The following is a 25,189-nucleotide window of genomic DNA, read 5'->3' as shown; positions in this document are numbered from 1 at the left end:
TAAATTTTAGTTTGTTCTATAGGGTTTATATACGTCTTTTTGTAAATCTTGGTTTGCTGCTTTTGGATGATATTTTATTTTTTTTATCCACAACTTAAATGCCTGCCAATGAATTAAGCCCATTATTCTTAAAGGTATCATAGGAATAGAAAAGAAATAGCGCAACATATTTGCATTCGTTAGCTGTTTTCTTTCTCCTTTTAAGGTGCTAATGAAAAATTTATTTCCTTGCTTATCATGATCATCAATCTTAATATCCAATTTTTCTGTCGGAATAACAAGATTAAAATCGAAAAAATCATCTATATCTATAAATGGAGACACATAGAAGTGTTTTTGTACCCTTTGTTTGAATGTATTTCCATCCAATTCATCTTTGCTAAAAAAGAACATTTTCAATTCGTGGTAAGTATTGCTAATTTCTGCTATTGCACAAAGCGGATGGTTATGCTCATCAAAACAGAAATAAAAGGAAACAGGATTGAAATTATAGCCAAGTACTGATAAGTTAGTCAACAACATAATTTTACCATTTCCAATATCCACATTTTGAGATTTTAGATAGCTGGCAATTTGTTCTTTTACAGTTTTACTTTGATCTGGATTGTGCTTGGGAAGTTGTAAATGGTCTTTATCACGAAAATTGAATAAATTAAATCGATTATAACTGAACCATCGGAGTTTTTTAGTTAGATTTTCTAATTCATCTAAATCGATATAAAACATAAACACCTTATACCAAAAACTGTGCTTCTTAGGCGCCAACCTATGATGCATTACTTTAGCTTTATATATAACTGAATTAAAGTTCATTTTAAACAATTTTGTCATTCTCGGTGCAACGAAGAATTAGTTACATGTACTAAAAAGTAATCCTTCGCTATGCTCAGGATGACAAATCTCTATAATAATTTACACAAATCTACTGCACTTTTATAGGCATCTTCATGAAAACCGTATTTAAAATAACTGCCACAATAATAAATTGGACCTGTTTCATTTAGTTTATAAAGTTCTTCTTGCGCTTGCATTGCTGGCACATCAAATAACGGATGCTCATAGGCAATCTCTTTAATTATTTTGCTTTTATCGAGAGTTGCTGATGGATTGATAGAAACAAAATAATCAACATTTTCAGACACCCCTTGCAATTTATTCATCCAATATATGGTACTTGGCACCAATTTATCTCCTTGCTTCTCTACTCTATAATTCCAACTGCTCCAAGCTAATTTTTTCTTAGGCATTTGTGTTTTATCCGTATGTAAAATTGCAATATTAGGTTGATAGTTGAATTTAGATAAAAGCCGTTCTTCATCTTCAGTTTTTCGGTTTACTATCTGATAAGTTTGGTTAGCATGACTTGCCATTATTACTTTATCAAATTCGAATTCTTCACCTTTTGAAGTAGTCACTAAAACCTTTCCGCTTTCTAAACGCTCAACACTAGTAATTTTACAGTTAATTCTTATTTTATTTCTAAATGGTTCAATCAGTTTTTCTCGGTAAGCTTGACTTCCATTATGTAATGTAAACCATTGATGTTGTGTATCTAAACCTAAAAACCCATGATTTTTAAAAAACCGAATGAGCGAAACAGCAGGGAAATCTAAAATTTGTTCCATCGGTGTAGACCAAACTGCAGAACTCATTGGAATTAAGTATTTCCAAACCATATCTTTCCCATAACCAAATTCCTTTACATATTGACCAAGAGAATAATTAGCATATTTTGGATTATCTAAAATCGCTATACTTTCTTTATTGAATCGATTAATCTGCATCAACATTTTTAAAAAAGAAGGATTGAAAATATTTCGTTTTTGCGCAAAGAGATGCTTTATACTCGAACCTGAATATTCAAGTGCATTAGGTAAATATTGCACACTAAAAGACATATCTGTTTTTTTTACTGGTGCATCAATCTCCTTAAACAACTGACACAAATTCGGATAAGTCTGATAATTGAAAACCATAAATCCAGTATCAATGAAAACTTTTTTTTCATCTTCCTTTACTGTGACAGTATTTGTGTGACCACCAATATAATTGAGCTCTTCAAAAAGAGTGATATCATATTTTTTATGAAGGAAATGTCCACAACCCATTCCAGCTATCCCAGTACCTATTATTGCTAGTTTCTGCATATATTATATGTAAGTTTTGTCATTCTGATGAAGTAAGAATCTGTATAAGATTCTCGCAAGCTCGAATAACAAATGTCACTTTTTCTCGAACAGGTAATGACAAACCATCCATTCGTTTCCTTTATTAAAGTTAAATAATTCGGCACATGCCATGTAAAACAAACGCCAATATACCCACCATTTAACAGCTTGGCGTTTACCATACGTGTTTTCTAAAATTGGCATAATCTCCTTTTTATGTTTATCCATATTGCTTAGCCAAGCTTCAGAAGTTTTACCATAATTAGTTCCATTAACTACCCAATGGTTAGTTATTTTCAGATCATCATTAAAGTAAAAAAACAAATGGTTCGATGGCATAATTCCTCCAGTAAAAAAGTACTTACTCATCCAATCACTTTCGTCAATTACTTCATATTTATAAGCTAAAGTTTTATGGGTAAAAATATGTACGAACAATTTACCTTCAGGTTTTAAGAATGATGAAACCTTTGCCAGTAGTAATTTATAATTACGCATGTGCTCAAACATTTCTACAGAAACTATCCTATCAAAACTATCGGCTATAGTAAACGTATTCATATCCGCAGTTAAAACAGTTAGGTTCTGAATTCCTCTTTGTTTTGCAGTATCATCTATAAATATTTTCTGTGTTGCAGAGTTTGATACAACTGTAAATTTGCTTTCAGGGAATTTTGCCGACATATACAGCGACAATGAACCCCAGCCACAACCTAATTCTAATACATGCTGTCCATTTTGCAAATCTGCTCTTTTACACGTTAAGGCCAACATATCATCTTCAGATGTATCAATATCTTTTACACCTGGGTTCCAGTATCCACTACTATATTTTAGGTTTTTACCTAAACAGTATTGAAAAAATTCTGTAGGCAATTCATAATGTTGCTCATTTGCATCAGCGGTATTTACTGCAATTGGAGATGATTTTAATTCATTAACTAAATTAATGAATTTACGTTGTTGCAATTCTTCATCGCCTACAGTTTCGTCTGCTAAGCGTTGTTTTAATAATTTTCTAATTCCAGCACGTAAAATAGGATCTGGAAGTTTATCGTTTTCTATAAGTTTATCGTACCACATTTGATGTAAGATGTAAGAGGGTAAATGTAAGATGGGTGTTAGAAATAAAATGTAAGGGAACTTTGCTCATATTCCTTTTTAAATCTCCCATCTTACCTATTTTTTTTCTTCCATGGAAAAAAAGCGCTGGTTGTTTCTTGGTATTTTTTATAAGCTACAGGTTTACTGCGCAGGTTTTGTTCTTCATTATTTGGCACACCAGTAACTTTTAATAATAAATATAAAATGATAGCAGGGCTGATGATAGCCAGAATTCCCCAAGGAGTTGCCAATGCGAAGATGAAATAAGCCATCCACGTTAACCATTCAAAGAAATAATTTGGGTGGCGACTGTAATACCACAACCCTGTATCGCAAACTTTTCCTTTGTTTTTGGGGTCTTTTTTAAAACCTGCTAATTGATTATCAGCAATCATTTCACCAAAGAAAGCGATTGCCCAAATACCTAATGCGATATATTCTAAAATTGATATTTTTGGTGAAGGATTTGCAGAAATAATAAAAAATGGAATAGCTAATATCACATTCGATATAGCTTGAAACTGGAAGAAAAAGAAAAAATTCCTATCTGCCTTTTCTCCCCATTCTTTCCTTAACTGCTCATAACGTCCTTCCTCTTCATCTAAATGACCAATAACACGCTGCCATAAATGAAGTCCTAATCTTAGCTCTGCGATTAAAAACATTCCGCAGATTAAAAATTTACGTGTTTCAAATCCTTCCGACAGGAAAAAAGTAATGATGGTTATTACAGGAAAGTTGAGTGACCAAAATACATCTACAATACCAGCATTTTTGATTTTTTTTGCCCATAGCCAAACCAAAAACATAATGGTGCAACAAGCAATAAGAGAGATGAGTGCAATAAAAAGTAGATGTTTGTAATCCATAAATTTTAATTTCCGTCATTGCGAGATACGAAGTAATCTCCTCTTATATATCTCTTACTTTCGCCTTAAGATTGCTTCGTTCCTCGCAATGACAAACTTGCTACCTATTTCCAACCAATTCTTTAACACCTTCGCCTGGCTTAAGGTTGAATAATTTAATCAAAACATAAGAACAAGTGGCAATGCTACCTAAACATACGAATAAAATTACCCAAACGATTTTAAGAAGAACCAATTTTTCTTTATAAAACATCCACAAAGTGATAATGAAAATATTTGCGTAGAAATCCCACAGTGTTGCTCTCATCCAAGGGATTGAGCCTAAAAAATCCCACTCTTTAAATAACGAACTGTCTAAACTTGTACTGACTACGATATAGGTAACCCAAACTAAAAGTGCTGAAAAAATAATCTTTAAGGTTGTAATCATATATACAATAAACGAAAAAAGAGTAACACAGGTTTTTTATAAACAAAAAAGGTTAGTACGTGTACCAACCTTTACTATAGCATAGTATGAATATACTTAGATTTTTCTAATTCTTATAATTCTCATCCAATGTAAAACTTTCATCATCGGGTAAGTTGGGTCAAACTCCCACCATCTGGTTGCAAAGTTTGGACTGTTGGGTTTTTTATGATGATTATTCTGAAACAACTCTCCCATTAGTAAGAAATCCCAAGGCAATGAATTTTTGCTATGATCCTCATTATCATGATTTGAATATCCATATTTATGTCCACACCAATTTACAATAGCACCGTGTAGTGGTCCCATTAAAAAGTGAATAGGAAGTAAAATAAACATCCACCAATATTCAGCAAAAGCGATGTAAAAACCAATGTAAAATAAGCCACAAGCAATTCTCCACACCCAAGAATTTCCAATTCTATCAACCAATGGCCATTCCGGATAATTTCCTCTAAAAGCTGGTTCTGGTTCTATTTTATGTTGAAGATAATTCATGTACATATTTTTTGTAGCAATCATCATCCCAAATACATCTTTAAAAAAATGTGGTGAATGAGGGTCCTTTTCAGTATCGCTGTAAGCATGATGCATTCGGTGTAAAATAGCATATGCTCTTGGGTTTAAAAATGAAGAACCTTGAGAAATTAATAAAATGAGATAGAAAAATCGTTCCCAAAATAACTCCATTTTAAACATCTTATGCGATGAGTAACGGTGTAGAAAAAAAGTTTGACTGAAAAGGGATAAAAACCAGTGAGCTAAAAAGAAAAATAGAATAATCATGTAGTATTGTGTGTGTTAGTATAAACGAAGATTAGTAGTGTTTAGTTTTAGTTGTACTAAAAACTATCTTCCAAAATCGTCTTGTACACGAACAATATCACTCTCATCTGATGGATTTGCAGCATCGGTGTGTTGCCAAATTTCTGCTACCACTCCCCAATCCTCTAATCCAATTAAACGGTGACGTTCACCTTGTTGTAATTTAATTTGATCTTTCGGATGGTATTTTTTTAATTCCCCTTCTACATCTGTTTCGCTTGTTTTGATACCAACGGTACCACTTACTACTTGCCAAATTTCCGCTCTGCGGTGATGATATTGCCATGAAAGGCGTGTACCTGGTGCAACAATTAAAACTTTAGGACTTAATTTACCACCTATTTTTAAGCTATTTACATCCAAACCATCAAAATAAGTATCAGCAAATTGCTGTGCTTGTGCCTCATCAATCACAAAAAAACCTCCCCAAGGTCGTGTTTCATCACGATTTACGACATTAAAACCTTCAATTTGTAAACGTTGAGCAACGGTATCGAATATATCTTTCTTCTGAGTTTCCATATTGCCGTAAAAATACAGGTTACAAATTAAAAAAGCCCAACAGGGCTTTATTTTTATTTAAAAAACTACTAAAATTTATTCTTCTATTTAATATCGTTTATTAATATGTCAATAGGTAAACCCGCCGTTTGTACAATAAACGGCAAATTTGGGTTATTTAAAATCCAAAGTTGCATTTTAGAATCTTCGCTTATTACTTGAATAACATCCGCTTCTTTCCCACCATATTTCATTGGAGTAGTATCTGATGTTTTAGCTTTAAATTTTATTCCGTTATAGGTAAAAGTTTTAGTGTCCGTTAAAGATTTAAATGCAGCTTTTGAAATTAAGCAATACGTTTCACTATCTCCCAATTTAGTAACCCCCATTCCTGGTTGGCCCATAAACAAGGCTGTTCCGCTTTGCATTGCCTTTTCATTCATTTCAAAAGCACCATCACCATACCCATCTACAGACCAAGCTAATGTAACTGGAGCTGTTAAGCTTTTAACTGTTATAATTAAAGGAAATTCTTGGCCTTGTACAAAAGCACTTGCACTCATTATGGTGCCCGCTTTAATTTCGGGTAAAGTTTTTTGTGCTTGAACAGCAATAAAAAAACTTAAACTTACTAGCGTAAAAATGATTCTTTTCATAAAATGAAGATAAACCTTTTTTCTTCAGAAAAGAAAAAAGGTTTAGTTTTCCCTAGCCCCACCATGACAATTCATTTAAATCCCTTACAATAAGAAAACCCGGCCATTACTGAACCGGGTCTCTACTAATTAAAGAACCACCTGTTAAAATCTTAGTCCCAGCCCCACCTCAAAGGTGCCGTTGGTATAGCTGGTCAGTGCCGCAGTAGGCGAATTGTAGATCGCATTGACCTCATATCTTGACTTGAGCAACATCCCAATGCCTGCACTTACGCTTTTTGAACTATGGTACACCACCATCCCCCTTGCCTTGTTTTCCTTTCCGCCCAAAGTGAGCTGCGCCCCCACATCAAAGATGTCGGAATGCGAACGGATGCCGCGGTAGGCAAGTTTCGGCTCCACGTTGTAACCGTAGTCCTCCTCATCCTCAAATAGCTTATAGCTTACTGCCGCATAATAGGTACCTATATCTGCACTCTCCCTTTTGCTCCTGTTTAAAAAGGAGTTCAGGTTCGGGATCGAGGCCTGTGCATTCCATTGCTTGCTCGTATAGGCAATCCCAAAATCGCCGTCTATGTATGTAGGTTTGTTGTTAAAATTGCTGATACCCGGATCTGAGATGTCGCCGTTCAGTGCCGAATCATCAATTCGGTCGTTCATAAACCCTACAGACAGACCAAAGCTCAATGACTCCGATACTCCATTCAGTGGAAGATGGTAGGCAAAGGTACCCACTACACGTGTCCTTGACAAAAGCCCCGCCTTGTCGTTATAGGCATTTACACCTACCGAACTCTTTTTATCTGGGAGGGAAAATTCGCCAGTTAATGCATAATTCACCGGTGCACCTGGAACAGCGCTCCACTGGTTACGGTAATGCAAATTTAGCTTGATGCCACCGTCTATCCCAGCCATGGCCGGGTTCGACAAGTACTGGTTCTGGTAGAACGAGGCACCCATGGGGTTCAGTTGTGCACGTACTTGGGCCGTACTCATTGCTGTAAGCAATAATGTACCGCACATCAATTGCAGAGATTTTCTGTAAGTATGTTTCTTCATCTTTTTATGGTGATTATTTACCACTGCCCTCGTGGGCAGTGGTTAGTTTTTGATTAATGTTTATTTTGTGATAAATGCCTAGTTGATAATGGTGATAAAGCCCTTGATCCTCCCGAACTCCTTGCCGAAGTCGACGATATAGTAGTAGGTATTGTCCGATAGTGGCTTACCATTATAAGTTCCATCAAAACCATCTTGGTAATGATTGCTTTGATACACCACTCGTCCTTCCCTGTCAACAATCGTCACCTTGGCTGGTGGATACTGGTCCAGACCCTTGATCACTAACTTATCGTTCTTGCCATCTCCGTTCGGTGTGAGGATATTGTTGGCATCCAATTTAAAGGCTGATGCCGATTTCAGCTTAATGGTGAGGCTTGAAGGCACAAAATTCAGCGTATAGTTATTACCAGCAGTTAAGCTTCCCTGTCCGATGGCATATACACCCACTCCCTCTCCCGGTGAACGATCAAGGCTTCCTGTGAATACATCTGTTCCGATCAATGATGGGGTATAAGTATATGTCAACAATGGATCTGCATCACCAATGTTCTTGGTAACAGGATTGGCACTTACGGTTATTGCAGCTGGTGTAATCGTTAAATTAGCTGGTGCTACCGTAAGGCTATAGTTTGCTCCTGCTGTCAAACTCCCCAAACCGATGGCATAAGCACCAACGTTTTCTCCAGGTGCCCTATTCAAGGTTCCACTAAGTGCATCGCCTGCTAACAAGGTACCCGAAGTTAATATATAGGTAAATGTAGGGTCGTTAGTACCGTAAACTTTCGTCTTTGCATTAGCGCTTACTTGCAGGTCAACCTTATTAATGGTTAGTATTTGGCTCGCCTGAGCGGCTGCAGGATATTGACCATTTCCAGCCTGATCTGCATAGATGGTTACTGTACCAGCTTTTAGGATATGTACCTTACCATTTACGATAGTGGCAATGCTATTGTCACTGCTCGAATAGCTAATGGCTAAACCTGCACTAGATACCGCTCCTGCATCGAAATCGGCATCACCGTAGGTCTTAGCTGGTAGCGCGTTAAAGGTGATTGTCTGCATGTTCAGTGGTGCAGCTGTAATCACTAATTGGTTATTGATAAAGGTCAGTTTATAGTTGTCACTCACCGAAAGGCTTCCCTGGGTGATTGCATATATACCTGCAGTCTCGCCTGGGGTACGTACCAATGAACCACTTACCACATCACCATTCAACAGCGGTGGCGTTATGGTATAGGTAAGTACTGGATCAGGTGTATTCTCAACCTTTGTTTTTAAATCTGCTTGGATGGTGATCGGATATGGTAGAATCAACAGTTCTCTGCTTACCCTGCCCGCTGCATTATAGGTTCCATTGCCCGATTGGTCTGCATGGATACTTACCGTTCCTGCTTTCAGGATATGTACAACACTTCCGTTAACCGTAGCAATACTGTTATCGCTTGACGAATATACCACTTGCAGACCAGAGGTACTGGTGCCTAGGTTGGCAATATCGAAGTCAGCATCCCCATACATCTTATCCGTTAATGGCGTGAAATTGATCGTCTGGTCTATCTTCATTACCTGACCAGCTTTTGGTATTGCGCTCACCTCATTAGAATAGCCACTTGTACTACCATCTGCAAGCTTGGCCACAATGCGGTAGTAGTAGGTAGTACCATTGCTAAGGTTTGCATCCGTATAAGTTGTGGAACCAACAGGAACAGTAGTAAGCAGTGTAGTCGGGTTTGCCGACGTACCGCCATACACCTCATAGCCTGCAAGAGTAGCCTCAGTGTTGGCCAACCAATCCAGCTTAACCACGGCATCACCCGGATTGGCACTCAGACCCTGTGGTATAGAAACCGTCTGGGCCTGTCCTGCCTGAGGCGTTGCGCTCACCTCATTAGAATAGCCACTTGTGCTACCATCTGTAAGTTTGGCCACAATGCGGTAGTAGTAGGTTGTACCATTGCTAAGGTTGGCATCCGTATAGGTCTGGGTACCAGCTTGAACATTAGTAAGTAGCGTAGTCGGATTTGCCGACGTGCCGCCATAGACCTCATAGCCTGCAAGATTAGCCTCAGTGTTGGCCAACCAATCCAGCTTAACCACGGCATCACCCGGATTGGCACTCAGACCCTGTGGTATAGAAACCGTCTGGGCCTGTCCTGCCTGAGGCGTTGCGCTTACCTCATTAGAATAGCCACTTGTACTACCGTCTGTAAGCTTGGCTACAATGCGGTAGTAGTAGGTTGTACCATTGCTAAGGTTCGCATCCGTATAAGTTGTGGAACCAACAGGAACAGTAGTAAGCAGTGTAGTCGGGTTTGCCGACGTACCGCCATACACCTCATAGCCTGCAAGAGTAGCCTCAGTGTTGGCCAACCAATCCAGCTTAACCACGGCATCACCCGGATTGGCACTCAGACCCTGTGGTATAGAAACCGTCTGAGCCTGCCCTGCCTGAGGGGTTGCACTTACCTCGTTCGAATAAGGACTTTCGTTGCCAGAGGCATCCTTTGCGGTAATGCGGTAATAGTAGGTAGTACCATTGGTCAAGTTCACATCTGTGTAGGTAAGCGTACCTTTCTGAACACTTGTAATCAAAGTAGTCGGGTTGGCAGAGGTACCGCCATAAATTTCATAAGTAGCCAGATCACTTTCTGGATTAGCTACCCAGTTTAATTTAATTTGTGCATCACCTGCATTGGCTACTAGGCCTGTTGGAGCCGATGGTGCTCCAGCATCTATCGTATAGGTATCACCTGCTAAAGGTAATACTGTATTAATTGTTACAGGACCATTAGCACCATTGAATGATGTAAGGCCGACTGTATTGGCCAAGTTCATAGTAAGTGTACCGTCTCCACCAACGCCGAGGTTTACCACCACCAACCACGATTTAGGATCAGATTGATCTTTTTTGACATCAATTACCGCTGCCCCAGAAACAGAGCCTGTACTGGTAAGGCTGAAATTTGATGCAGTAAGTCCATCTATCTCACCTGAAAAAGTAACCTTATAGTCTACCGTACCTAGAGGAGGTAAAACTGGGTTGGGCGAGGTTGCAGTAATGCTTAGTACCACTGCAGGAATATCTACACTTAATATAGCTCCTTTAGCTACTTTATTAGCTGTATTTGTACCCACAACACGGTAATATAAAATGCCCGGGTACATATTGTTCGCATCAAAATAGCTATCTTTAAAGCCAGCACCAACCTGAACTGTGGCATTCGCACTTGCATTAAAGGTTAAATAAGTACTCATGTCGGCTTGGTTGGAGTACTCGAAAGTAACCGTAACATCACTCACATTTGCCCTTACCTTTCCATTAAGTCTTGCACCATCTGCAATTATATTGGTTGCTGGCAAAGTTTCTATATCAATTGGTGTAACTGTAGTGTTTAAACGGATGCTGATCGCATCAGTGCTACTTAAAGCGGTAATATAATCCAACTTACCATCATTGTCTACATCTTCCAGTGCAGTAAAGTTAGATTTCTCTGTAGGGGTGTTATAAACCGTTGCAAAAAAACCATCGGTTATGTTTTTAAGTATAGCTTGTATACGCAATGCATCAACTGCATCATTTCCAATCAAAGCAATATCTACAATTCCATCACCATCTACATCACCGGCAGACAACCCATGCATACCAGGCGTATTGCCTGAGCTGGTTTTTGCTTCTGGCTGAAAACTCATATCTCCATTACCCAATTGTACAGAAAAACCAGCTATATTGGTATTATCAGTATAGGCCAAATCCTTTTTGCCATCACCATTTACATCGGTAATTACTAAGGCGTTTGTTCCTATATTAGCAGTTGGTGCATATGTTTTTCCAGCAAAAGAAATTCCAGTCGCATCCGAAGTGTTTTTTAATAAGGTTACGCGGTTTACTGAGTTACTAGTAGTGGCTACATCCAATTTACCGTCGCCATTGAGATCACCAATGGCTAGCCCTAATGGATTTGGATCAACAAAAGTATCTGCATGCGCATCAAAACTGATTGTTCCAGGAACTGAGGTATTCTTTAAAATGGAAACTGAACCTGCCCCACCTGTATTGGCAACAATCAAGTCAAATTTTCCATCCCCATCGAAATCTGCTATTTCTAACTGTTTTGGACTTGTACCGGTATCAAAATTTTGTGACGCTGCAAATGACATTACCGGAACCTTGGTAATTTTACTAGTCGTATTATGAAACACATTTATTTTGTTTACCCCTGAAGTGGTTACCACAATATCTTGCAAACCATCATTGTCTATATCTGCAATTTTAACACTTTCTGGGGTTTGGCCGGTTGTTAGTACTATAGGCGCATCGAACGAAGCATTGCCTGTTGTTGACTTGTTAATAAATACCGAGACCGCATTGCTTAAGTTGGCAACTACCAAATCTATTAGTCCATCGCCATTAAGGTCTTTGGATGCTACAGCCACAGGCTTTCCTGTGCCATTTCCCATAAGAATATTTGTAGGTACACCGAAGCTTACTTGAGGTGCAGCAGTAAAGGTCACATCAAATGCATCTGTTGAACCTGCCGTTAAATTAGAACCTAAATTAGTTAAGGATAAAAACCCATTATCTGTACCCAGTGGTACAGAAACGATTAACTCGTTTGAAGAAATTACCTTCTCTACTTTTGCCATTACCCCACCAAAGAACACAATGTTCTGGTCTGGGGTTAAATTAAACCCCTTACCTTTTATGGTAACTTGTGTGCCTACAGGACCAAAATGAGGGCTGAATGAGGTAATAGTAGGAATAGGAAAAATATTTTTGAACACTGCGATCTGTCCGGGATTATTACCATAATCCGTCAGTACAAAATCTGGTCTTCCATCGTTATCTAAATCACCAACCGCTAAACTATTAGAAATACCCGATGGTGGTAAAAAATAATTAACAGGATCTGCAAAATCCAATTGCCCATTTATAGTCGTATTATAGGCAACTGAGCTGGTTTTTGAGGTATTTCCATTCGAGGCCAAAATATCAAGCAAACCATCCCCATTCAAATCTGACAATTTAACTTGGAGTCCAATTATAGGGTGTAGAACATTGTTATTATTACGAATTATAGATTTCTCAATAAAGGAGGCTGTACCCGAGCTCGTATTGGTATTTAAATAAATAACAACCTGTTGCCCACCCGACAAAACAATATCTGATTTCAAATCACCGTTCATATCCCCAATGGTAATGTCATTAGTTGTCGAAAAATTCTGATTTAAAATAGAAGATTCCGTAAATTTAAATGTGCCTGGTATAGAACTATTATGAAAAATATATGCTTTTTGGCCATTATACATGCCTAACACCACATCAGTAATGCCATCTTCATCCAAATCTCCAACAGCTATTGCATTACCATTATATCCGCTTACGGAAACGTTAAATTCCTGCTTGGGGTTAAAATTGATAAGTCCAACATCAGATATATTACGAAAAACAGAAAATGAATTAGATGCCTTATTTACAACCACGATGTCTGATTTCCCATCTCTATCCATATCAGCTATAACTAATTTCCCTGGACTGCTGGCAGCATAAGATGTCGGTGCATCAAAGTAATTCTTGTTCTTATCACCATTATTATGAAAAACATAAATCAAATTGTATTGTGTATCCGAAACTGCAATATCCAACTTTCCATCACCATCCAAATCCCCTAACTTTACATAGGTAGCATCTGTAAAAGCGGCTGAAAACAATATAGGAAGTCGGATAGAAAAATCCCCTGCCCCATCATTAATTGACAAGGACAATTCGTTAGTCGAAAGATCGGTAGTGACCAAATCAGGGAAACCATCACCATTCACGTCACCTAAAGCTATTGAGCTTGGGTTAAGCCCAACATTATTATACTTTTTAGGTATACCAAAAGAAGCACCTGCCCCGTTTGCAAATGTCAAGCCGAAAGGTTTTAAGGAATATGCCGTAAGGCCATTTCCCACATTGGTCACTGTTAAAAGTTCATTGTTTGCACCAGCGGGAACCGTTACGGTTAAACTCGTAGAAGTAGCCGCTTTAACAACAGCCTGTGTAGCTCCAAAATAAACCGCATTCTGTAACTTGTCAGTACTGAAGTTCTCACCAGTGATCACTATATCATCACCAACCTTGCCACTAGATGGATTCATCGAAATGATCGTAGGGGGAGCACTATAGACTTTGTTTTTGAACACTGCGATCTGTCCGGGATTATTACCATAATCCGTCAGTACAAAATCTGGTCTTCCATCGTTATCTAAATCACCAACCGCTAAACTATTAGAAATACCCGATGGTGGTAAAAAATAATTAACAGGATCTGCAAAATCCAATTGCCCATTTATAGTCGTATTATAGGCAACTGAGCTGGTTTTTGAGGTATTTCCATTCGAGGCCAAAATATCAAGCAAACCATCCCCATTCAAATCTGACAATTTAACTTGGAGTCCAATTATAGGGTGTAGAACATTGTTATTATTACGAATTATAGATTTCTCAATAAAGGAGGCTGTACCCGAGCTCGTATTGGTATTTAAATAAATAACAACCTGTTGCCCACCCGACAAAACAATATCTGATTTCAAATCACCGTTCATATCCCCAATGGTAATGTCATTAGTTGTCGAAAAATTCTGATTTAAAATAGAAGATTCCGTAAATTTAAATGTGCCTGGTATAGAACTATTATGAAAAATATATGCTTTTTGGCCATTATACATGCCTAACACCACATCAGTAATGCCATCTTCATCCAAATCTCCAACAGCTATTGCATTACCATTATATCCGCTTACGGAAACGTTAAATTCCTGCTTGGGGTTAAAATTGATAAGTCCAACATCAGATATATTACGAAAAACAGAAAATGAATTAGATGCCTTATTTACAACCACGATGTCTGATTTCCCATCTCTATCCATATCAGCTATAACTAATTTCCCTGGACTGCTGGCAGCATAAGATGTCGGTGCATCAAAGTAATTCTTGTTCTTATCACCATTATTATGAAAAACATAAATCAAATTGTATTGTGTATCCGAAACTGCAATATCCAACTTTCCATCACCATCCAAATCCCCTAACTTTACATAGGTAGCATCTGTAAAAGCGGCTGAAAACAATATAGGAAGTCGGATAGAAAAATCCCCTGCCCCATCATTAATTGACAAGGACAATTCGTTAGTCGAAAGATCGGTAGTGACCAAATCAGGGAAACCATCACCATTCACGTCACCTAAAGCTATTGAGCTTGGGTTAAGCCCAACATTATTATACTTTTTAGGTATACCAAAAGAAGCACCTGCCCCGTTTGCAAATGTCAAGCCGAAAGGTTTTAAGGAATATGCCGTAAGGCCATTTCCCACATTGGTCACTGTTAAAAGTTCATTGTTTGCACCAGCGGGAACCGTTACGGTTAAACTCGTAGAAGTAGCCGCTTTAACAACAGCCTGTGTAGCTCCAAAATAAACCGCATTCTGTAACTTGTCAGTACTGAAGTTCTCACCAGTGATCACTATATCATCACCAACCTTGCCACTAGATGGATTCATCGAAATGATCGTGGGGGGGTATATTGTTGGGGTCGTATTCAAATAAATAGAAAGCTGTTTAAAGTTATTATCAGCGACAACTAAATCAGGTTTACCGTCTCCATCTATATCCGCAACTTTTAAAGCAATTTGCGCCAAGTTTGTCCCAACGTTAAATGGTTTGAAATCTAGGTGGCCATTTATAGCACCCATATTTTGCAAAACGAGTGCGTAATTATTGGTTTTATTTTCTGTTACCAAATCGATCAACCCATTTCCATCCACATCACTTAAAAAAACATCAGTAGCAACCCCGCCCGAAGTTGTGATATGAAAAGGTGGGCGGAAAGTTAAATTACCATTATTTAAAAGGACTGAAATACGGCTTACTTTACCAGATTGGTTAGGTAAAAGTAAATCTGGTTTTCCATCTTGATTGATATCCCCAATAGCAAAATTAACTCCTGCAACCATATCCGTGTAAAAACTAAATGATGGGACATCACCAGGTGAAGCTGTCATATTCTTATAGATCATCAACCCCGTATTTCCAGCACCATCATCGAAGGAAATGACAAGCTCTGGTTTACCGTCGTCATCTAAATCCTGTGCCTGAACCTTCTTTATATTAAAACCAATGCTGATCTCATTATTAGATCCAAAATTCACAGTACCATTAGCACTTGTATTGGGCGTAATGTGTACAGAGTTATCTGTAATAAATATCAAATCATTTTTCCCATCAGCATTTAAATCTTTTGTCAGTAAACTGGTATTAACGATATTACCTTGTGCATTTGGAAATACACCTAGAAAAAGATTCCCAAAACTTAAGCTCTGACTTTGAGGGCTGGTTTGATTAATTGCATAATGAAACTGAAATTGTCCCTCAGACATGACTAAATCTTTCTTGCCATCACCATCTAAATCTGCAGTGCTAATCGAATTAGTAGATAGCGGTAGCATAATGTTAAAAGAATTATCAAAAGTGACATTATTGCCAACACTTGTGTTCAGATAAAATATGGCTACCGGAGCATTGGCATTATGCGTATCAAGCATAATAAGATCCATCTTTCCGTCTTCATTTAAGTCATCACAAACAATTTTTATGGTCTGTAAAGAGCCAACAGGTGTCTGAACTGTATTTCCAAAATCGATTTGTCCATTACTGCTAAAAGTAATATCAAAACCTTTTTGGCTAGCACCAGATAATTTAGAACTTAAATTGGTTACGGTTATACCGGTAAGGTCTGCGCCTACTGGTACCGTAACAACTAAACTACTGCCATCAGCAGCAACGGATTTAACTTTTCCCACAGCCGAACCAAACAGTACCACATCCAATGCCGGATTGGCATCGAAATTTGAACCAGTAATGGTAACATCTGTACCCACTGGGCCACTTTGCGGATTAAAGCCCGTGATAGTAGGAACTTGCGCTTGAACACTTAACGAAACCAGACATACTGCTAAGCAGCTTGCTAGTTTGACGAAGTAATGGCGTAAACACTTTTTCATGATGAATAATTTTATGTAAGCTTATAACCTGGTCCTTCGATTAAAAAAAACCTCAAACTCAATAAAGAGAAGCTTTGCGTATTAGGGACAGATTATAATTCAACAAAATTAAATCAACACAGCGCCTCAAAAAATCGTCTTTTAGGGGGTTTTTGCGGATACCTACTATTCCCTACTGAGCCAGGAGCTAAAGCTTAATATGCGCCAATAAGTTGTGAGCGGAGCATAAACCCAACGCAATTTTCTAGCTAACGGTTTATCCTTATAAAACAGAGGGATAAAATCTAATCCTAAAGGATTAGATTTAGGTAGGTAGTTTACTGATAAATCGTAAAGAATGAAGAATTTGAAGTTTTTGTGCATGACAAGTCCATCCAACAACTATTGATTAAAGTGGAGTACCACGATTATTCTTGCTCGTCCTTTCCCTTGCAATTGGAACTGCAAAGTGCTCAGTGTAACCAATTGTGATTCGATGAAAAAACTGCTTATGCATACAATGCCCAACCAATAGCTATCGGATCGAGCTGAGCACGACGCCCTTTTCATATGCTTACACAAAACTAGCACATGCACTTAGCATGTGAAATCTTACCTATCCCCCCTCAAAAGACGATTTTTAAATCCCGCTATAAGAAATATTTTTAAACTGGCATTACATGCATTGTAGTGCCTTAAAAAATTTAGCTAAATACTTTAAAATTTAATTATGATCAACCATTCTCCGGCATTTTACCGCCGAATTGTAAGCCCCGTGGCTATGCCTGGCTTATATGAGCTAGAGGTAGCTTGGGCAAAAGCACAAGAGCTTTTTCAAAACCAAAATTATGCAGACGCTATTCGAGCCTGTATAGCCTATTGTAATCCCAAGCTGTGCAGCAAATATGGAAACGCTGAACAAACAGCATTTGACATTCCGCATGGTTCAGCCATCATTCAAGTGCGTATAGCCGCTGGAAAGTTAAGCATCAACGCCCCTTTCTTAGCACTTCCTGTAGAAAACAGGGTGGCCCTGATGAGAAAGATAGGCGAAATCAATTTTTCAGAGCTGGTGCTTGCGCAGATTGAAAAAAAAGAGGATGAGCTTTCCTTTGTTGCCGAACTTCCTTTCGAAGCCTGTCAGCCAATTATTGTGTACGAACTCTTCCGCAGTGTTTGCTTAGGAGCAGATTATTGGGATGACGAATTTACTACTCATTTTGCTGCTCAACGCTTAAGAGAGCCCCTCATTAACCCACACCCTGAAAGCATCATCAAATCTGGCTGGACTATTTTTACTACCCTAGTTCAAACTGCAATTGAAAATGCGAATGAATATGAGCATAACCGCAAAAACCCGTATGCATGGGATACCATCATCATTTGTTTACAAAAGTTAGCATATATACTCAACCTACAAGGGAAGTTTGGGAATGGCATCAATGATGAAATCAATCGTTTAAATAATGGCTATGTTGATTTTAATGAACGCATCAAGTCTGGCAAAAAGTTTCTACAGGAACTTCAAAAACTAACGTATGAACAATTTAGCTTGGAGATTTTTGAAGGGGAAGTATTTGTACCCAGCAAATATGCAGCTAGGCTGGAAAATCTGCAAAACAATTTCGATCGACCTTATGAGTTATCTAAAAAAGAATTTACCAATGGAGAATTCGAGGCGTGCTCATTAACCATTATACAGAACTATACCGGCATTTTGTATGAGTTTAATTTACCAGCAGAAGTAGAAGGTTTTATTTGTCAGGCGCTGATCTCATCTGCAGAAAAACCTTGGAAAGAATGTGCAGAAATTTTGTTTACCAGCCTTAAAAATTTTATGGAGGCCGATCTATTAGCAAAACTTGCTACTACTCCACCCGCAGTATTAAATGGTGGTGAGGCCGTGCAAAATCAACTCGCCTCACTTTTTGCAGATACTTCATCCCTTAACAAAGTATTGTCTTCTTTTAGCAGTTTATTTAAATAATCTATACCTATGAATTTTTCTATAATCGAATCTCTAGTCTTTAAGGTGAATACCGCTAAGGGATCGGGAACTTGCTTTTTTTTAAATGAGCAACAAATTTTTGTAACCAATTTTCATGTAGTGAATGGCTGCCATGTGGTAAGCGTTGAAAACAATAAACAGGAACGCATGATGGCGGAGGTAATTCTTGCCGACCCAGGTGCAGACTTAGCTCTGTTAAGAGTAAGTACACCAATTGTCGCTACTGATCTGATGTTTAATACAGAACCTCTTTTCAACACTCAAAAAGTTTCTGTCGCTGGTTATCCTTACGGCATGCCCTATTGTATTACTCAAGGCATTATCTCTTCGGTGAACCAAGTGCTTTCTAATCAAAACTTCATCCAAATTGATGCGGCAATTAACCCTGGTAACAGTGGAGGCCCAGTTTTAGACGAACAGGGAAATCTAATTGGAATTGTTGCTTCTAAATTTACAGAAGCAGATAACATGGGTTTTGCCATTCCAGTTGCACGGCTAGAAGAATTAATTGGTGTGTTGAAGATCGCTAATCATCAATCGTATGCCATTAAATGCACTAGCTGTGATACCGTTATCGTTAACCGTTCTCACTATTGTCCATCTTGCGGAGCAGGATTAGAAGAAAGTTGGTTTGATGAGTATGAACTTTCTTTTGTGGGTCGTTTTTGCGAGGATGCGATGGCTAAAGCCGGCATTAATCCGGTATTGATGCGGGCTGGACATGAATTTTGGGTGGGTCATTCGGGAAGTGCTGAACTGCGTATATTTATCAGTGGCAATTATATTTATGCCACTAGCCCCTTGAATAAAATGCCTAGGCAGAATACAGAAGCCATACTTTCCTATCTGCTCAGCAATCCGCTTAAGCAATATCAGCTGGGCCTTTCAGATAATATGATCTATATTTCTTATCGTTTTCCATTGGGAGGCATTCACAATGAGAAACTTTACGAAACCATGCTGAATGACTTAGCGGGTCTCGTAACTAAAGCAGATGAAATGGATGATTATCTTCAGCAAACTTTCGGATGTGAAAAAGCGGTTTATGCCAAAAACGTCGTTATTGGCTAGTATCGTTTAATAAACATACGGCTGCTTTTATGCAGCTGTATGTTCTTATGTGTTTATAAGCAAAATGCGTAAACTTACTCTACTCCAGCTGCAATCATCTTAGCAGCTATAAACGAATAAATTTCATTCCAAGCTACTGTAAATTCCTCTTCCCAATATTTACCGAAGCCCTGTCTCATTGACCATAATAATGCTGTACCAACAGCTTGATAATGCGCTGGTTGTACACCATAGGCAACATGACGTTGAGCCAGTCCAGCAATATTTTCTGCTATGGTATCTAATTGATCGAGGTGCTTAATAATATAAGAAAGCATATCGAGTAATTTTTCATATTGAGCTGGCATTGATCTTTTATTAAACATTGGTTTTACATCCGGTGCAATTTTAAAAAGCCTATTATAAAATAATCTACCTAAAACTTTCTTATCCATCTGAGTGATTAAAAACCAGCTCTTTTGTACCAATTCAATATTTTCTGGTTTCATAGGTTGATTAATTTATGTTAAAGACTTTTACTGTATATCCTTTTTTTAAGCACAGGTACTGTGCTTAGTTATGTTCAATTGTTTCCTTAATGAAGTGTATAGTCTTGCTATTTTTCTAGTCATGAATAGCCAAATCCAGACTGCACAAAATCTGTACAAGGATAGCTGGAAAATCATTTCCCAAAAATCGTCTTTTAGGACTAGTTAATCTTAATTTAACCCTCAACACACTTTAAAAACACGTGCAGCTTACTTCAACATCACCCCTAAAGACTAATCTGTTTTTTATTTATTACCTTATATGCAAAAAAGGGGATGTGCAATACACATCCCCTTTCTTACGTATTTACCCCTTATTTTTTAATCATCACTGGCTTGATGACCTTTTTAGGCGCTGCTTTTTGTACTGGCAATGATTTGACATAACCAATAATTTTAAATTCTGTTCTACGGTTAAGCTGGTGTTCTGCCTCCGTACAGTTTACGCCATTTGCACATTGATTGATTAATTTCGTTTCACCGTATCCCCTAGAAATTAGCTGTCTAGCTGGAATTCCTTTGCTCACTAAGTATTTCACTACACTTTCAGCACGTCTTTGAGACAATAACATATTTGCAGCATCTTTTCCACGAGAATCGGTATGCGCACTCAGCTCTACCATTAATTCTGGGTTATCCAATAACATATCACGAATCTTATCAAGCTCTGGTAACGATTCCTTTCTTAGCGTTGCTTTCGCAAAATCGTAATAAATGTTCTCAATTTTAATTTCCTTATTGATGACCACTTTTTCAAGCTCAAAATCAACATTGAAAATAGTACCCTCTGGTTTATCTAGGGTGCTCACCACTACACTTCTTTTGGTAAAATAACCTTTTTTCTTCGCTAAGATTAAATAGCGTTTATTTTTCTCCAAAGCAGAAGCATACTTCCCATCTGCTGTTGTTTGAGGGTTTTTAACTAACGTTTTATTGTCTTTTATCTGTATACTTACCGAATCTAATGGCGTACCTGTTAGGGCATCGGTTACCTTACCTTCTACTGCATAGCCTTTTGCCAGATCCATCAAAAAGGTATAACTGGTTTTTCCTTTATTTAACCCTATGCTATCAGCTAAAGGAACATATAAAGCTTTGCTGAAAGTTATGGCTTCTGCTAAGCAGTCTTTTAAGCTGACGGCTAATTTTCCTGATGCATCTGTATATTTCGTTTGCACTGAATCTTTAACAGTTGCTCCTAACGAAACCTTTACATTTGCCAATGGTTTTTTAGTTGCTCTATCTAAAACCAAAATATCTACCGGGCAAGAAGTTACCAGGTTCAGGTAAAAACTATACAAATCATCTAAACCTTTACCTCCAATTCTATTGCTGCTCAAATAACCATATTTCTGATCTTTTTCAGAAGGTTGAATAACAAACACGCCGAAATCATCTGCAGAAGAGTTGATCGGTTCAGGTAAATGGAAGGGTTTGGTAATTGCGCAATTCCCCACCTTTAAAGAGGTTGAAAATAAATCTAGTCCTCCTAATCCCAAATGTCCATCCGAAGAAAAGAATAACGTATTGTAATCATCAATAGAACTAAACAACTCATTGCCTTCGGTGTTCACCGTGCATCCTGCATTAACTGGAAAAGACCAGGTATTGTCTTTTAGCCTTTCTGAGTAGAAGATATCAAAACCACCTAAACTACCTGGGCGATCAGAAGAAAAATAAAGTCGCTTCCCATCTGCTGAAAGCGCTGGGTGCATGGTCGAATATTTATGGTAATCATTGTATGGAAACACCTTTATCTCAGACCACGCTGTACCTTTTTTCACCATAAAACAAAGTTCGTTATACGAATATTGCCATTGAATTTTTGCTTTGCTCTTCGATTTTTCTTTTGTTAAGTCATGTACTCTGCTAAAGAATACAGTGTCACCTGTTTTATTAAAACATAATGGGCCAACATTTAATTCCTGTTTTAAAATAGATAGAAATGAGCTATCTGCACTGCTTATTTTTTGAGGAGTGCGTTTAAAAACAGAATCAATTAGTTTAGTTTGGCTATTGCTAATTGTTTCGGCAGAAGCGAAAGAAAACCCCTTCCCTGTTCTATGGTAAATTGTGTTCTTTACAACTTTCCCTTTACTAAGGCTATCGGTTTTAAACCTATCGGTTAAAAACAAAAGCTGATCTTTTAGCAACCATGGAGAAAACTCAGCATAGCTAGTATTTGGTTTATCTAGTAGATTTACCCATGATTTATTGTTAATCAATGCTGCTTTTCTAAGTTGTGCTGTAGTTTCAGCATGTGTGGCAAGCGTTAAAGCTTTCAAATCACCAGGGGTCTTTTGGTAATAACTGCGGTAAGCCGCTGCAGCTTGGGTATACTTCCCACTAATACGCAACAGTTCCGCATACTCAAGCATCCTAATAGGGTCTTCCAATAATTTTTGCTCACCTGCCTTCGCATACCAATTTTCTGCTATGGCAAATTCTTTCGCATAATTGTATATCCTGCCTATTTTAAGCACTGCGTCTTTTTTTGTTGAATCCTTTTGTACAATTTTTTTATATAAGGGTAATGCCTTTGCATATTGCTCATACTTAAATAGGGTATCTGGATTTTTTGATTGCGCATTAGACTGCGACAAATTTGCCAACATCAGTACTGGCAAAACATATAATACATATTTTTTCATTCGTATAATTTTGTTTTTCATTTATAATGAAGCGATCATTTTTCATCCTCGTATGGGCTTAAAAATCCTGCTAGTTTCCTAATTAAACTGCTAGGTTAATAATATCTTGGTGAGGCATGAGATTTCCATATGGTTTTTCCAGGAATTAAATATCCTATTGAAATTTCATGTGAATTTCTTGGCACACCGTAATCAGCGAGATCAAAATCATAAGAATAGCCTAGCCTCATTTTACTGTCGAACAAGTAGAGCTGCATCATGGCGACTGCAGAATTCGACTTATATTCACGCCCTGCTGAAGTTCGATAACTACCGCCTAATCCAATTTTATCATTAATAATAAGTGAAGCATTAAAATCAAGATCCATTGGGCCCTTTAAATCCGTCCTTAATAAGGTTGAAGGATAAACTTTGAGCGTTGAACTCATTTGCCAAATGTATCCAGCAGTAGCAAAGAAATGCCTGTTGCCATTCATGTAATCGGCGAAATGATCTTCGTGCTTTAACGTTAATAAGTGTGTGGTAGAGAGGCCTAAATAATACTTATCATTACTCAAATAAATGCCACCGCTAAAATCAGGAGTTAGGTTAGAGATAAGAGTAGCGGGAATAGCCTGATCATTTTCTTGATTATACGTTAACATGGTTCCATCTAGCGAAAAATTAGAAACGCCTGCACTTACACCAAAGGAAAGTTTAGTCTCCTCAGATAGTGATATTTTATACGCATACGATAACATGGTTGAAAATTGTTTCTGAGCACCCAATTCATCGTTAATGACATGAAGTCCAAGTCCAACTTTGCCATCGTTAAAAATACCATCTGCGGTGAAAGCTTGGGTTCTAGGCGCACCAGCAATTTTTTGTCTTGCCCACTGGTTTCTATTTACCAAGTTTACATTCAGTATGCCCTTATTACCAGCATAAGCAGGATTTAAAACCAATCCATTAAACATATATTGGCTATAGAGTGCATCTTGTTGGGCAAAAAGAGCCCCAGTACTCAGCACTAAACCGAGTATAAAAATGAGTTTTTTCATAATATTTTTAATGTAATAAAGTGAGGTACCCGGAGTAGGTTTTTACACTGCCAGCTACATTTACACTGATGAAATAATAATACGTTCCTTCGTTCAGGCCTCCACCATTCCAGGCATTGGCATTTGTATATGGTTTTCTTGAATAAACTTCATCACCCCAACGATTGGTAATTCGCACTTCGTTATCTGCGTACATTTCCAAACCTGGAATTTCCCAGGTGTCATTTTTACCATCGCCATTAGGTGAAAAAGTATTCGGTATGAATAAATCATCAGAATTTTGGTTAGCTAAGGCGAAATACTTAAGTCCTTTCATGTCCATTAACTTTTTTGAGGTTTTTTTACTCAGCTTATCCCCATATAACCCAGTTAAAACATTGGCTCGAGAAGGAAGCCAAGTCGTGCCATTCCAAAATGCCATTTCTTTAAAATTACCATCAGTAAGAGGATCGAAAAGCAGGTCGATATTCATGGCATCAAGCCCATTTAACTGCTCAATTTTATGGTAAAACTTATGATTAACATCAAAAAGACCATTTTTCTTACTCATGGATGCTGCAGAAAGCCCATCGATTTCAGGGTCTTTAGCCAACATGGCTACACTTAGGGTTTGATTTGGCCCTTGTCCTTTGAGTATAACCGGTCGATATAACAGGCCATTTTTAGAAGATCCTGTAGGAAACAAGTAATCGGCATTTCCATTCATTTTTCGAACCAATGCCCCGGGCGTGTTTCCAGAACTAACAAAACCCGATGATCGCTTTACCGCATCTACACTCCCATTATTAACGGCTAAGTCGTAGCTTTCCAAAGCCAATTCTCTATCCGTAAGATCTAGTTCTCCATTTACCTCTTGGTTTACACCTAAAGTTTTTATGCCCGTTCCTGTTAATGACAAATTGTAAAAGGCAGTGGTATTTGCACCTGCTATTTTCTGATGATTACCTAAAAACTCAACCGTTCCTTTACTTGATGGATTAAGCACTTTTGATGCCTCATCTTGATTACTCCAATTCCCCGAAAGCCCAAGCCAACCGTTTAAGTACAGTTCTCCTTTTTGGTGGATGAAATCGGTGTTATTGAGTACGGTGATAGAGTTAGTACTTAAACTAACTATACTACCATTATTAACCATTTGTGCATGACATGGCATATCCATCAGGTATATAACCAATCCCGATAGGTAAATAAAAGTTTTTTTATAATGTATCATGATACGC

16 protein-coding genes are annotated in these 25,189 nt (G+C 38.0%); 2 read left to right on the top strand and 14 right to left on the bottom strand.

Annotated elements, in window-relative coordinates:
- Positions 1-6: 6 nt before the first annotated feature.
- The 10 genes from ACHMWN_RS09115 to ACHMWN_RS09070 form a co-directional block, all read right to left on the bottom strand.
- Positions 7-813 carry a DUF1365 domain-containing protein gene (locus ACHMWN_RS09115; protein ID WP_397299966.1) on the bottom strand — a complete coding sequence of 269 codons (807 nt, stop codon included), beginning with the start codon at positions 811-813 and terminating at the stop codon, positions 7-9.
- Between the two features lie 89 nt (positions 814-902).
- Positions 903-2,147 (bottom strand): NAD(P)/FAD-dependent oxidoreductase, encoded by a 1,245-nt coding sequence (locus ACHMWN_RS09110; protein ID WP_397299963.1) that lies wholly within the window; start codon positions 2,145-2,147, stop codon positions 903-905.
- Positions 2,148-2,222: 75 nt separating this feature from the next.
- Entirely contained in the window at positions 2,223-3,251 is a 1,029-nt protein-coding gene (locus ACHMWN_RS09105) for an SAM-dependent methyltransferase (protein ID WP_397299960.1), read from the bottom strand.
- A 92-nt stretch (positions 3,252-3,343) separates the two neighbouring features.
- Positions 3,344-4,141 carry a DUF1295 domain-containing protein gene (locus ACHMWN_RS09100; RefSeq protein WP_397299957.1) on the bottom strand — a complete coding sequence of 266 codons (798 nt, stop codon included), beginning with the start codon at positions 4,139-4,141 and terminating at the stop codon, positions 3,344-3,346.
- A gap of 100 nt (positions 4,142-4,241) precedes the next feature.
- Positions 4,242-4,571 (bottom strand): DUF1475 family protein, encoded by a 330-nt coding sequence (locus ACHMWN_RS09095; RefSeq protein ID WP_397299955.1) that lies wholly within the window; start codon positions 4,569-4,571, stop codon positions 4,242-4,244.
- Between the two features lie 96 nt (positions 4,572-4,667).
- On the bottom strand, positions 4,668-5,396 hold the full coding sequence (locus ACHMWN_RS09090) for an acyl-CoA desaturase (protein ID WP_397299953.1): 729 nt from the start codon (positions 5,394-5,396) through the stop codon (positions 4,668-4,670).
- A 63-nt stretch (positions 5,397-5,459) separates the two neighbouring features.
- Positions 5,460-5,957 (bottom strand): phosphoheptose isomerase, encoded by a 498-nt coding sequence (locus ACHMWN_RS09085; RefSeq protein WP_397299950.1) that lies wholly within the window; start codon positions 5,955-5,957, stop codon positions 5,460-5,462.
- Between the two features lie 83 nt (positions 5,958-6,040).
- A complete protein-coding gene (locus ACHMWN_RS09080) occupies positions 6,041-6,592 on the bottom strand; it encodes a hypothetical protein (protein WP_397299947.1) in 552 nt (183 codons plus the stop codon).
- A gap of 144 nt (positions 6,593-6,736) precedes the next feature.
- Complete coding sequence (locus ACHMWN_RS09075; RefSeq protein WP_397299945.1) at positions 6,737-7,651, bottom strand: PorP/SprF family type IX secretion system membrane protein; 915 nt, start codon at positions 7,649-7,651, stop codon at positions 6,737-6,739.
- A 78-nt stretch (positions 7,652-7,729) separates the two neighbouring features.
- A complete protein-coding gene (locus tag ACHMWN_RS09070; protein WP_397299942.1) occupies positions 7,730-16,693 on the bottom strand; it encodes an FG-GAP-like repeat-containing protein in 8,964 nt (2,987 codons plus the stop codon).
- Between the two features lie 709 nt (positions 16,694-17,402).
- Here ACHMWN_RS09070 and ACHMWN_RS09065 point away from each other — a divergent pair.
- Both ACHMWN_RS09065 and ACHMWN_RS09060 read left to right on the top strand, forming a co-directional pair.
- Positions 17,403-18,659, top strand: coding sequence for a hypothetical protein (locus tag ACHMWN_RS09065; protein WP_397299940.1), 1,257 nt, complete (start codon positions 17,403-17,405; stop codon positions 18,657-18,659).
- A 9-nt stretch (positions 18,660-18,668) separates the two neighbouring features.
- Complete coding sequence (locus tag ACHMWN_RS09060) at positions 18,669-19,751, top strand: trypsin-like peptidase domain-containing protein (protein WP_397299937.1); 1,083 nt, start codon at positions 18,669-18,671, stop codon at positions 19,749-19,751.
- A gap of 74 nt (positions 19,752-19,825) precedes the next feature.
- Here ACHMWN_RS09060 and ACHMWN_RS09055 read toward each other — a convergent pair whose 3' ends face one another.
- From ACHMWN_RS09055 to ACHMWN_RS09040, 4 genes are all read right to left on the bottom strand, one after another.
- The gene (locus ACHMWN_RS09055; RefSeq protein ID WP_397299934.1) at positions 19,826-20,239 is read right to left on the bottom strand and encodes a globin domain-containing protein; all 414 of its coding nucleotides are present in this window, start codon (positions 20,237-20,239) and stop codon (positions 19,826-19,828) included.
- Positions 20,240-20,592: 353 nt separating this feature from the next.
- A complete protein-coding gene (locus ACHMWN_RS09050; protein WP_397299932.1) occupies positions 20,593-22,929 on the bottom strand; it encodes an OmpA family protein in 2,337 nt (778 codons plus the stop codon).
- A gap of 95 nt (positions 22,930-23,024) precedes the next feature.
- Complete coding sequence (locus ACHMWN_RS09045) at positions 23,025-23,969, bottom strand: type IX secretion system membrane protein PorP/SprF (RefSeq protein ID WP_397299930.1); 945 nt, start codon at positions 23,967-23,969, stop codon at positions 23,025-23,027.
- A gap of 7 nt (positions 23,970-23,976) precedes the next feature.
- Entirely contained in the window at positions 23,977-25,182 is a 1,206-nt protein-coding gene (locus ACHMWN_RS09040) for a gliding motility-associated C-terminal domain-containing protein (RefSeq protein ID WP_397299928.1), read from the bottom strand.
- Positions 25,183-25,189: the final 7 nt, after the last annotated feature.

The organism is Pedobacter sp. UC225_61 (genome assembly GCF_044452285.1).
Taxonomy (GTDB): Bacteria; Bacteroidota; Bacteroidia; order Sphingobacteriales; family Sphingobacteriaceae; genus Pedobacter.
The sequence above is the reverse complement of the archived record's forward strand: the minus strand, read 5'-3'. Positions and strand labels throughout refer to the sequence as shown.